General features: G+C 66.9%; 11 protein-coding genes. 3 read left to right on the forward strand and 8 right to left on the reverse strand.

What is annotated here, in order from left to right:
• Window positions 1–57: 57 nt before the first annotated feature.
• Window positions 58–5,547 carry a GH92 family glycosyl hydrolase gene (locus tag ACIQTT_RS09365; protein ID WP_402788822.1) on the forward strand — a complete coding sequence of 1,830 codons (5,490 nt, stop codon included), beginning with the start codon at window positions 58–60 and terminating at the stop codon, window positions 5,545–5,547.
• A 237-nt stretch (window positions 5,548–5,784) separates the two neighbouring features.
• Here the strand turns inward: ACIQTT_RS09365 and ACIQTT_RS09370 are convergent, their stop codons facing one another.
• The 3 genes from ACIQTT_RS09370 to ACIQTT_RS09380 form a co-directional block, all read right to left on the reverse strand.
• Window positions 5,785–6,075, reverse strand: coding sequence for a hypothetical protein (locus tag ACIQTT_RS09370; protein WP_402788824.1), 291 nt, complete (start codon window positions 6,073–6,075; stop codon window positions 5,785–5,787).
• 1 nt (window position 6,076) lies between these two features.
• On the reverse strand, window positions 6,077–6,406 hold the full coding sequence (locus tag ACIQTT_RS09375) for a hypothetical protein (RefSeq protein WP_402788826.1): 330 nt from the start codon (window positions 6,404–6,406) through the stop codon (window positions 6,077–6,079).
• A 105-nt stretch (window positions 6,407–6,511) separates the two neighbouring features.
• Complete coding sequence (locus ACIQTT_RS09380) at window positions 6,512–6,955, reverse strand: MarR family winged helix-turn-helix transcriptional regulator (RefSeq protein WP_402788828.1); 444 nt, start codon at window positions 6,953–6,955, stop codon at window positions 6,512–6,514.
• Window positions 6,956–7,081: 126 nt separating this feature from the next.
• Between ACIQTT_RS09380 and ACIQTT_RS09385 the strand changes: the two genes are divergently transcribed.
• Together ACIQTT_RS09385 and ACIQTT_RS09390 are read left to right on the forward strand one after the other, a co-directional pair.
• Entirely contained in the window at window positions 7,082–7,324 is a 243-nt protein-coding gene (locus ACIQTT_RS09385) for a hypothetical protein (RefSeq protein WP_402788830.1), read from the forward strand.
• Window positions 7,324–7,890 carry a MarR family winged helix-turn-helix transcriptional regulator gene (locus ACIQTT_RS09390; protein WP_402788832.1) on the forward strand — a complete coding sequence of 189 codons (567 nt, stop codon included), beginning with the start codon at window positions 7,324–7,326 and terminating at the stop codon, window positions 7,888–7,890. Before ACIQTT_RS09385 ends, ACIQTT_RS09390 begins: the two co-directional genes overlap by 1 nt.
• Window positions 7,891–7,944: 54 nt before the next feature.
• On the opposite strand, the gene ACIQTT_RS09395 is transcribed toward ACIQTT_RS09390, so the two are convergent.
• The 5 genes from ACIQTT_RS09395 to ACIQTT_RS09415 all read right to left on the reverse strand — a co-directional run bounded on the left by ACIQTT_RS09395 (window position 7,945) and on the right by ACIQTT_RS09415 (window position 11,826).
• Window positions 7,945–8,499, reverse strand: a complete 555-nt coding sequence (locus ACIQTT_RS09395) for a hypothetical protein (protein WP_402788834.1) — start codon at window positions 8,497–8,499, stop codon at window positions 7,945–7,947.
• A gap of 23 nt (window positions 8,500–8,522) precedes the next feature.
• Window positions 8,523–9,467 (reverse strand): hypothetical protein, encoded by a 945-nt coding sequence (locus ACIQTT_RS09400; RefSeq protein ID WP_402788836.1) that lies wholly within the window; start codon window positions 9,465–9,467, stop codon window positions 8,523–8,525.
• Between the two features lie 194 nt (window positions 9,468–9,661).
• Entirely contained in the window at window positions 9,662–11,242 is a 1,581-nt protein-coding gene (locus ACIQTT_RS09405; protein ID WP_402788838.1) for an MFS transporter, read from the reverse strand.
• A gap of 96 nt (window positions 11,243–11,338) precedes the next feature.
• Window positions 11,339–11,512 (reverse strand): CsbD family protein, encoded by a 174-nt coding sequence (locus ACIQTT_RS09410; RefSeq protein WP_402788840.1) that lies wholly within the window; start codon window positions 11,510–11,512, stop codon window positions 11,339–11,341.
• A gap of 62 nt (window positions 11,513–11,574) precedes the next feature.
• Window positions 11,575–11,826 carry a hypothetical protein gene (locus ACIQTT_RS09415; RefSeq protein WP_402788842.1) on the reverse strand — a complete coding sequence of 84 codons (252 nt, stop codon included), beginning with the start codon at window positions 11,824–11,826 and terminating at the stop codon, window positions 11,575–11,577.
• Between the last annotated feature and the right edge of the window lie 21 nt (window positions 11,827–11,847).

Below are 11,847 nucleotides of genomic sequence, written 5' to 3' on the forward strand. Positions count from 1 at the left end.
CTGACAGCGTTGTCAGAATGCGGGCAGCGCATCCACCCACCACACGGAGGTAATCGCATGCCCCCCATGCGTTCGGCATCCCCCAGCCGACACATGAGAAGACGACGCACGGCCGTGGCCGTCGGAGTCATCACCGCCCTCACGGCGTCGTCCGTCCTCGTGACGCCCGCCGCCTACGCCGAAGAGATCTCGACCCTCACCCCGTTCGAGGCCGTCGACCCGTTCATCGGCACCCAGATGAACGACGCCAACAACGCCCGCGGCAACGACCACTACGGCAACACCTTCCCCGGCGCGACCGTGCCGTTCGGCATGGTGCAGTCCAGCCCGACCACCTTCGAGACCGGCAACGGCCAGCAGTTCGGCGGCTACGAGTACGACGCCGACCAGATCCGCGGCTTCGGCATGACCCGCCTCTCCGGCACGGGATGCCGTTCCAACTTCGGAGGCTTCGACTTCCCGGTGATCCCCTTCACCGGCGCCCTCACCGACGGCGCCCTGCCGAGCAACCCGGCGAGCGCGATCGGCGACTACTTCCTCGACTTCTCGCACGACGACGAGACCGCCGAGCCCGGATACTACGCCGTCGGCCTCGAGAACGTGCAGGCCGAGCTCACCAGCACGACCCGCACCGCGGTCAGCCGCTACTCCTTCGACGAGACGGCTGCGACCTCGACGCTGCTCTTCGAAGCAGGCGGCTCGAACAACCAGGTGCACGCCTCCGACATCGCCTTCGACCCCGCGACCGGTGAGCTCACCGGCTCGGTGAAGGCCAACATCGTCTGCAACGGCGGCTCGCAGTACACCGCCTACTTCTCGGCGACCTTCGACCAGCCGGTCGCGTCGTTCGGCACGTGGACCCCGGCGGGCGTGCAGGCCGGCGGCACCGAGGCATCCGCCGCCACCAAGCACGGCGCCGGCGCCTACCTGACGTTCGCCGACGGCGCCGACGTCACCGCCAAGATCGGCCTGAGCTACGTCTCGGTCGACGGTGCCCGAGCGAACGCGCGGGCCGAGACCGACGCCCTCAACTTCGACCAGACCCGCGCTCAGGCGCGCGCGACCTGGGAAGAGGGACTCGGATCGATCGATGCGACCGGCGGCACCGACCGCGACCGCATCACCTTCTACACCTCGCTGTACCACTCGCTGCTGCACCCGAACACGTTCCAGGACGTCGACGGCCGCTACACGGGATACGACGGAACGATCCGCAGCGTCGAGGAGGGCCACGACTTCTACGTGAACTTCTCGGGCTGGGACACCTACCGCGGGCAGTCGCAGCTGCTGGCCCTGCTCTACCCGAACCGCGCGAGCGACATCAACCAGTCGATCGTCGACATGGTCTCACAGTCGGGCAAGTGGACGAGCTGGCCTACCTACAACCAGATCCAGACGAAGATGAGCGGCGACTCGCTGCAGAACATCGTCGCGGCGACGGATGACTTCGGCTCGACCGACTACGACCGCGCGAAAGCTCTCGAGAGCATGCTCGCGACGCAGACGCTGCCGATGACGAACACCGGGCGATCGGATGCCGTCATGTACGGCATCCATGGATGGATCGACGGAGACAAGCAGGGCGCCGCGACCTCGCGCACGATCGAGTACACGACGAACGACTTCGCGATCGCGCAGATGGCGAAGCGCCTCGGGAACGAGGCCGCGTACGAGCAGTTCTCGACCCGGTCGCAGAACTGGAAGAACATCTTCAACACGGCCACCGGGCACATCGACGCCCGCAACCGCAACGGCTTCCTGAACACCTCGCTCACCACGCAGGGCGCGCAGTTCGAGCAGTCGACCGGCTACCAGTACGGCTTCAACGTGTCGCACAACATGGCCGATCTCATCGAGGCCCGCGGCGGCACCGAGAAGGCCACCGAGCAGCTCGACCGCATCCTGCGCGACCTCGACGCGGGCGCGTTCAGCGACGCCGCGTACATCGCCAACCAGCCCAGCTTCGGCCTCCCGTGGGTCTACAACTGGCTGCAGGCTCCGCACAAGACGATCGAGACGCTGTACCGCGCGGCCGACGAGCTGTTCACCACGGCTCCCGACGGCCTGGCCGGTAACGACGACCTCGGCTCGTTCAGCGCCTGGTACGTCTGGGCCAACATCGGCCTGATGCCCGCGATCTGGGGCACCGCCGACCTGCTGGTCTCGGCTCCGATGTTCGAGCACATCGAGATCACCTCGATCGGCTCCGACCGCACCATCTCGATCGACGCCCCCGGTGCCGGCGACGACCGTCGCTACACGACGGGCCTGTCGGTGAACGGCCAGGCGCAGACCGCGTCATGGCTGCCCGCCGACTTCGCGCGCTCGGGCGGAACGCTCGACTTCACGATGGGCGCGACGGCTTCGACGTGGGGCACCGGCGAGGGCGATGTGCCCCCGTCGTTCCGCGAGGGCAGCGACAACCGCAACTCGGTCGGCATCACCTCCGACGGCGCGGTCAACATGGGAGGGCTGGATGCCGGCGGCATCGGCCTCTCGCGCGAGGACCTCGCGGCTGCGGGCGCCACCGGCGGGGCGAAGCTCCCCCTCGGCGACACCGGTGTCGAGTTCACGTGGCCCGACACGGCTGCCGGCGAGGCCGACCACTGGATCCCGAACGGCCAGGTCCTCGACTTCGGCGACGTCGCGGCATCCGGGATCTCGTTCCTGGGTCTCGCCACCAACGGCCCCTCGCGGGGTACCGCGCTGGTGACGTACACCGACGGCTCCACGAAGAAGGTCGACGTGCGCCTCACCGACTGGACCAACTCGGGCGCCGAGCCCGGCAACATCCGGCTGGTTCCGCTCACGAAGCGCAACACGCTCAGCGGCGGCTCCGACACCGCGAAGCCGACCCTCTTCGCGACGGCGGTCGTGCCGCTCGACACGAAGAAGACCGTGAAGAGCGTCACCCTGCCGAACGACGTCTCGAAGGGCATCATGCACGTCTTCGACGTCGCACTGCGCCCGCTCGACACGACCGAACCGGGTGAGCCGGCGCTGCCGACGCGCCCCGACGCGCAGGAGCCGACCGAGCCCACCGTGCAGGCGCCGATCGACATCGACGGCACCGCGGTCACGAACGCCGACACCGTCTGGCGCGTCCACGACACGGCCGACGACCCCGCCGCGGGTCTTACGACCCACACCGGCTGGACCGCCGCCGACTACGACGACGCGTCGTGGAAGACCGGCACCGGCAGCTTCGGCGCGAAGAACGGCGTGATCGGCGACCTGGGCGGCGGCTACACGCCGACCACCCTCGTCACCCAGTACAAGACGGGCACCACCAACACGGAGGCGTTCTTCTTCCGCGCGACGTTCGACATCGACGCGGCCGACCTCGCGCAGATCACCCAGCTGAACGGCGAGATCGCCTACGACGACGCGGCACGCGTGTACGTCAACGGGCAGCTCGTCGGCGGCTTCGCGGATGCGCGCATCGGCAACGGACCGAGCAACATGGTCTACGCCGGTGACAACGGATCGGCGCCGCTGACGGGTGCGTTCACGGTTCCGGCCTCCGCTCTGCAGGCGGGCGCGAACACCATCGCGATCCAGGTGCACAACACCAACGCCACGAGCTCCGACGTGTTCCTGCAGCTGACCTCGCTCACCATCGCCGCGAAGGGCGCTCCCGCCGCGATCTCCGACGTGCTCCTGCACGTGGGATCCGACGAGACGCAGCGCAACCTGACGTTCTACACCGACCGTCAGATCGCCGCGCAGGTGCAGGTGGCACCGGCATCCGCACGCACCGGCGCCGGGTTCCCGGTCGCCGAGGCGCGCACGCTCGACGCCACCACCGCGCAGGCCCGCGACGGGCGCTACTCGAACCAGGTCGTCATCGACGGACTGGCCGAGGAGACCTCGTACCTGTACCGGGTCGGCAACGACGAGATGGGATGGTCGCGCTCGTACGAGCTGTGGACCGGCACGTTCGACGAGACGTACAGCTTCGTCTACCTGACGGACGCGCAGATCGGTGCGTCGGGCAGCTGGCAGAACGACCGCGACCGCTGGGCCGCATCGCTCGGTCAGATCGACCAGTACGAGAAGGATGCCTCGATGATCGTGAGCGGCGGTGACCAGATCGAGACGCACCGCTCCGAAGACGAGTACGCCTCGCTGATCGCCCCCGAGCTGCTGAAGCAGGTGCCCTTCCAGGCGACGATCGGAAACCACGACAACCAGTCCGACCAGTTCAACTCGCACTTCTTCACCCCGAACCGCTCCGAGACCCACGGGTACGAGGGCATCGACGGGCGAGCCGGAGGCGACTACTGGTACACCTACAACGGCGTGCTCTACCTCAACATCAACACCAACGCCCGCAGCACGAACGAGGAGGACCACGCGACCTTCCTGCGCGAGGTCGTCGAGGAGCAGGGCACCGACGCCAACTGGATCGTCGTCGTCATGCACCATTCGCTCTACTCGGCCGCGTTCCATTCCGTGGAGCAGGACGTGAAGGAGCGCCGTGCGGCCCTCGCGCCGGTGTTCAGCGAACTGGGCATCGACCTGGTGCTCGCCGGTCACGACCACATCTACACGCGCAGCTACCTCATGGACGGCACGACGCCGGCCGGAGACCTGGAGGCGCAGGAGAAGTCGGGAGTGACGCTCGCGGCCGAGGAGGGGCAGGTGCTGTACGTGACCGGCAACTCCTCGAGCGGCAGCAAGTTCTACGGTCTCGACGCGTCGTCGCCCGAGGCGGCCATCAAGGACCAGTCGAACCAGCCGCAGTACACCGACGTCGACGTGACGCCCGAGGCGATCACCCTCACGACCTACCAGACGATGGATCGCAAGGTGATCGACGAGGTGACGCTCACCCGCACGGTGAACGACGAGAAGGGTCCGGAGTTCGCGGGTCTTCCCGCCGAGTCAGCGGTGGCGCAGGGCCAGCCGTTCGAGCCGCTCGCCGGAGTCTCGGCGACCGATGAGATCGACGGTGACGTGACCTCGGCGATCACGGTCGAGGGCGCGGTCGACACCACCAAGCCCGGTGTCTACACGCTCACCTACCGGGTGACCGACCTGGCCGGCAACGAGACGGTCGTCGAGCGCACGGTGACCGTGACCGCGGTCGAGCCGACGTTCGGTGGAGTCCCGCCGACCCGCACCGTCGTCGAGGGCGAAGAGTTCGACGAGCTCGCCGGGGTCTCGGCGAAGGACGCGAACGGTGTCGATCTGACCGACCGGATCGAGGTCGAGCTGGTGCAGGCGGCCAGCGCGGCGCGCATGGTCGGGCCGTCGGCGGGCGCGTACGCGCTCGTCTACACGGTGACCGACGACTACGGCACGACGGCGGTCGCGCAGAGCGCGGTCACGGTGGTGCCGCCTGCCGATCCGACCGACCCCGGCACGGGTGCCCCCGGCACGCCGGGTGACGGCGGGGCCGTCGCCCCCGGAGACGGGACGGATGCCGGTGACGGCACGCTGCCCGCGACGGGCGGCGAGGCATCGCTGCTGTGGATGCTCGGCATCCTGGCCCTGCTCGCCGGCGCGGGGCTGGTGATCCGCCGCCGAGGCGCGCAGGTCTGAGCGAACGGAGAGGGGCCCGCAGGTACGCCTGCGGGCCCCTCTTCCGCGCCTCGTGGGGGGTGCTTCGACAGGCTCAGCAACCCAGTTGCAGACACTGGGTCCCTGAGCCTGTCGAAGGGCCCCAGACACTGGGTCCCTGAGCCTGTCGAAGGGCCCCAGACACTGGGTCCCTGAGCCTGTCGAAGGGCCCCAGACACTGGGTCCCTGAGCCTGTCGAAGGGCCCCACCAGAGAAACCTCAGTGGGTCAGCTCACCCGGCGCGGAGACGGCGGATGCCGCGACCACGGCGACCTTCGCGGCTTCGAGTTCGTCGAACCACCCGATGTGCTCGGAGGTCGGCCCGAAGGCGTGGTAACCGGGTTCGGGGTCGGCGGCCTTCACCGAGCCGAGGAACAACCCGCGCTCGTTGCCGACGTGGAATCCGCGCTCGACCTCGACCCACAGGCCGCGAGGTGGACGGACGAGCGGGAAGCGGCGCCGCGGACTCGCGAGGGACGCGCGCGACGCCTTGCGATCTCGACCGGGCATGTCAGGCGCTCACGGCCTGGAGTTCGCGCGCCTGCTCGAGCGACGAGGCGTACTCCTCGCGGGAGAGGTCGAGGCCGTTCGCGGAGTTCGCAGCCTCCATCATCGACGCGAGGAGGGGGCGGTGCAGTGCGGGGTCGCCGTCGAAGGAGAAGCGAAGCGGGATCGATGCGTGGATCCACAGCGTCTGGTTGGCGCCGTTGGCGGCGGGTACGGTCAGCGCGAACGACTCGTTGCGCCGGAGCTTCGTGACGGTGACGGCGCGGAGGTGGACGAGCAGGGCGTCGTCCACATCGATCGATGCGTCGGTGTTTCCGTAGGTCAGATGTCCCATGCTGCTCTCCTCGTGGTCGAGACTGCGTGAGATTTATATTACTAGGTAACCTAGTTAAATTTCCAACCAGATCGTTCGACAACCGATACAACGGTTACTCGAGCCTTACGGAAGGTCTGCGATCTCCTCGGTCAGACGGCGCAGGAATCGGGAGACGACATCGGTCTGCTCCGGGGTGAATTCGTCGGCGATCTCCTCGATCCGACGAGTCAGGTCGTCAGCGGGGGAATTGATGTCGCGCAGCGAGGGGCGCAGGACCTTCGAACGCGCGTCGGCCGGATGCGGGGCGATCACGATCTGCCCCCGCTCCTGCAGGCGGCGGATGACGCTGGTGATCGCGGCCGTGCTCACGCTGAGGTGCCCCGCGAGATCGCCGGGAGTGACGGGAGCATCGGCCGGAGCATCCGCGATGAAGCGCATCGCGACGCGGTCGGTGTCGTTCGGCGCGCGCACGGCCGCGAGGCGTCGCGCGTACTGCGCATCGGCCCGACGGAACTCGTCGACGCTGTGCACGAGATCGGATGTGATCGTCGTCGTTTCGTTCAGCATGTGTCACCCCCTGACCCCTCCATGCTACAAGATCATCTCGTTACGAGGCTGCCTAGCCTTTTTCAATGGAGACCAGGGGCTCTTTCGGATGAGAGGATGGAATACCGCCCCGCCGGAAAGGATGATATGGCTGAGCGACTCACTCTCGACGATGCGGGATACATCCTGTATTCCGACATGGTCGAGCGCCTGCGGGCGCGCTTCCCCGCCGTCCCGGTCTGGCGGCTGGAACAGGTCGTCGCCGCCGAGCACGATGCGATCACCGGCGGCGAACTCCAGATCGTCCCGGCAGAGGTCGAGGACGGCACGATCGAGATGCTCGAGCGCGAGGCCACGCGGGTCGGCGACGACGGCGAGGTGGTGGCGTGATGGAGAGTTCCGAAGAATTCACGCGCTCGGGCTACTGGTACCCCGACGCCGATTCCGCGACCACGGTCGACGTACTCAACCTGCTGCGCCGTTACCGCTCGGCCGAGACCGCGATGCGCGCCCGCACGCGCGCGTCGATGCGCATGAACGAGACCGACCTGGTCGCCCTGCGCTTCCTGCTGCGCGAGCAGCGCGCCGGACGCATCGTGCGCTCGATCGACATCGCCCGCATGCTCGACATCTCGACGGCATCCACCACGACCCTCATCGACCGCCTCGAGAAGGGCGGACACGTCCGCCGTGAGGCGCACCCCACCGACCGGCGTGCGGGCATCGTCGTCCCCACGGTCAGCAGCGATGACGAGGTGCGCCACACCCTCGGTGCGATGCACCGGCGGATGCTGTCGCTCGTCGACGAGATGTCCGACAAGGAGCGCGCGGTGGTCACCCGCTTCCTCGCTGGGATGACCTCGGCGATCGAAGAGGCATCCGATCTCGACCAGGAACTGCGCGACGTGATCCGCGATCACGAAGAGTCGCAGGAAGAGGGAGCGGCGGGCGAGTAGCCCGCCCGCACGCCCACCTCAGACCTTCTCGGGTTCGGCCGGCTCGGAACCGTCCTAGCCCCGGTGCGTGCCACTTAGCTCAGCACGCACGGAGTTGTAAGTGACGTACGCCGTGTACAGACGTGGGATCGCAATCAAGAAGGTCAAGAGCACGTACACGGCGAACAGCACCACGAGTGCCGCCCACGGGCCATACACAGCCCCGGATTCATTCAGACCCCAGTTCATAGCCAGAACGAGCCAAAGCGCCGTGAACGCCGAAAGATATGCCGCGACGAGCAGGTGGCTCGCAGTCTCATCTAACGCATCTCTATCGAGCTGCTCGGCGTCTGGCAGTTCCCTCATCCGCTCGGTAAGGCGAAAACGCAGGTTAGAGACCTGCGCGAAGGCAGCGAGCAGCGCCCCCGCCAGAAGGGCTATGCCTGATAGGAGCGCGCCGGGTGACGCGAGAGTGCCACCGAATACCCAGACCGCGGTGGCGGACAGCACTGGTACGAGCAATAGAATTCCTCGAGTCAGCCTGTCTGGTGTGGGCCTGCGATCTCGATAGTCACTGAGGGACTTCCAATGCCCTCGGAACAGTTGCGACGGAAACAAGCGATTCGCCATGATTGGCTCCTTGCCGTTTGGTACTAGGTCAGCTGGACTCCCAGCGTGGGTGCGATCTTTTCGACGACCAGACTCCCGGCCCCGAAGATTGCATCCGCCTTGGGCCTCTTGCCCCCGAGCGGATAGACGAACAAGCGATCGACGGTTTCCGCATTAATCGTTTGTACTTTTCCGTTCTCCTTGAAGGAGATCTCTCCATCATTAAAGTCGAGGCCACCGACATCAGAGTCGACAAGCTCAACAACATCCTTCGCAGCCTCAACCTCGCGTTGCGCACGACTCCCGCTGTCCCGACGCGCCGCCATCTTCGAGATCGCTTCTGCGATCTTCTCGATTGGCGTCTGCTTCAGCCCGAACTGCACGAGTTCGAGTTCGAGGCTACCCCGTTCTCCCGTGGAAGACACTCCGCGACGTTTCAGGCGCAGGCTATGATCTGTCGAGTCTTGCAGGATTCCATCGAGCCGAGATCCGTCGATGCGAGGCTCTACCTTCCAGTGGAGCCAATCGGCTTCCTCCCGCTTGCCCTTGGCGTTGATCGTGACGGACTCCCTCTGCAGCGTGCGCGTGATCCATTTCAATAGCAGCTCTCCCGCATGTCCTCGCCCTCGGGTCTCCGAGATCATAAAGGCGAAGTCGCCAGCGGTAGGGAACACCATCCACACCCTCAGCTGCCGAACCGCGGCTTTCTGTTTCATCGACTCAGATGCGCCCCCGCGGCTCATCAGCCCATCGTGATCTGACTCTCGCCCCGTGCGCACAACGAACTTGAGCACACGCCCACTAAGTGAGACTGACTTGAGCAAGAAATACGGAAGGTTGTCCGACTTCTCCAGCTCGCTCTGACGAATCTCTTCCGACTCGGGATCCTGATAAAACGCTGGCGCCCCGACGCTAAGTTCCCCCTCCAATGCTTGCGCTGCCCGATAGACGGCTTCGCACGCGTCTGCTGTATCTGCGGCCTCCGACACATCTTCTATACGCAAGAATTTTTGCGAGCGCCTCACTCGAGGCTGAAGAGTGTGAATGCGAAAACCATATGCCACCATATGCGAGAAGCTAGCAGGTCGATCGATGCCGGTATACGCACCGAGCGGAGCGTCCTGCAACGGCCCCGGGGCTGTTATCTTTCTGTCGCGACAATCCTCGAAATCGCCCGCCCGCCTCAGACCTTCTCGGGCTCGGCCGGCTCCGCAGGCTCCGCGCCGTCGGCGCCGCCCGAGGCATCCGCTGCCTGCTCGACGCGCTCGGGGAACAGCTCGTCGAGGTCGAGGTCGGGGTTGTCGTCCTGACCCTCGACGAGCTCGATGGCCTCCTGCTCGGTCTGCACGCTCGGCATCGCGCCGGGCAGCGGTCGGCGCGCCGACTCCTTGAGCACGACCACGGCGATGAACCCGGCGATCGACGTGCCGATCACGTAGAAGGCCGGCGCGAGCGACGAGCCCGTCATCTGCACGAGCGCCTCCATCACGACCGGCGCGGTACCGGCGAACAGCGCCACCGCCAGGTTGTACGAGATGCCCATGCCGCCGTAGCGCGACGACGTCGGGAAGAGCGCCGGCAGCGAGGAGGCGAGGTTGGCGACGTAGAACGTCACCGGGAACGCGAGCAGCACGAGGCCCAGCACGGTCGACCAGATCTCGCCGTGCATCATGAAAAGGAACGCGGGCACCGCGAGCACGATCGCCGAGATCGAGCCGATGAACAGCACCTTCTTGCGCCCGATGCGGTCGGAGAGCCGACCGGTGAGCGGGATGCAGAGGGCCATCGCCACGAGCACCGGCAGCGTCAGCAGCGTGCCGTGCACCTCGTCGTAACCGAGGGTTCCGGTGAGGTACGTGGGCATGTACGAGGTGAGCGCGTAGCCGACGGTGTTCGCCGCGGCGACGAGCACGAAGGCCGTGAGCAGCTCGCGCCAGTACGCGCGGATGAGAGCGATCACGCCCTTGGGCGCATCGGCCGCGGCCTGCGCCTCGTCGGCGGCGTGGGCCGCGGCATCCTGCGCCTCCTGGAAGGCGGGGGTGTCTTCGATCTTGAGTCGGAAGTAGATGGCGATCAGGCCCAGCGGCAGCGCGACCAGGAACGGGATGCGCCAGGCGAAGCCCTGCATGACGTCGGCCGACAGCGTGAGCTGGAGGATCGAGACGAACGCGGCGCCGATCGCGAAGCCCATGTACGAGCCGAGGTCGAGCAGCGAGGCGTAGAACCCGCGACGCTTGTCGGGTGCGTACTCGGTGATGAAGGTCGTCGCACCGGCGTACTCGCCACCGGTCGAGAAGCCCTGCGCGAGCTTGAGCACGATGAGCAGGATGGGCGCCCAGACGCCGATGACCGAGAAGTCGGGCAGCACGCCGATGAGGAAGGTCGCGGCCGCCATCATGATGAGCGTGAACGCGAGCACGCGCTGGCGACCCATCCGGTCGCCGAGCTGGCCGAGCACGATGCCGCCGAGCGGGCGTGCGACGAAGGTCACGGCGAACACGCCGAGCGAGAAGAGCGACTGCGCGCCGGCCGAGGCATCCGGCAGGAACGCCCGTCCGATGATGACCGCCAGGTAGCCGTAGACGCCGATGTCGTACCACTCCATGACGTTGCCGACCACGGTTCCGGCGACCGCGCGTCGGAGCATGGGGCGGTCGACCACCGTCACGTCGTCGACCGTGAGGCGCCGTGGCTCGGTGGGCGCCGGTCGGAAGCGGCGGAGCAGCCGCTGCCAGAGGGATTCGCTCTTCACGGGTTCGGACATGTCGTTCTCACTTTCTTCCCGTCGCGAGGCGAATGCCCCGGGACAGAGTTCGGGGAGGCGGTACACCCACCGCCTCCCCGAAGTTCCTGCGTTCGCTCAGTTCTTGAACGCGTCCTTGACGTTCTCGCCGGCCTTCTTCGCGTCGGCCTTGACCTGGTCGGCCTTGCCCTCGGCCTCGAGCTTCTCGTTGCCGGTCACCTTGCCCGCAGCCTCCTTCGCCTTACCGGCGATGTCTTCTGCGGCGTTCTTGATCTTGTCGTCGAGTCCCATGGGGGGCTCCTTTCTTCTCGATGGTCGTGCGTGGTCCAGTGGGGGTGTTCCGGTATTCCGGATCAACCGGCGAGCAGCAGTCCCGCCATCAGCGGGGCGGATGCCGCGGCGACGAGAGAGACTCCGCCGACGATGCCGGCCGACCGGAGGAACGAGCGGCGTTCGACGGGAGCGGGAATGCCCGAGATGCGTCCCACGGCCTGGCGGGCGGAGAGCGGCGTGAGGTCGAGATCTGCGACGGGCTTCACCGCCGTCGAGCGGCGCAGGGCGCGTCGGGAGCCGATCGTGCGGGTCGTTTCCACTGCCTGGGACATCGAATCACCTTCCTCGTCCGA

This window comes from Microbacterium sp. NPDC090225 (assembly GCF_044772365.1).
Classification (GTDB): domain Bacteria; phylum Actinomycetota; class Actinomycetes; order Actinomycetales; family Microbacteriaceae; genus Microbacterium.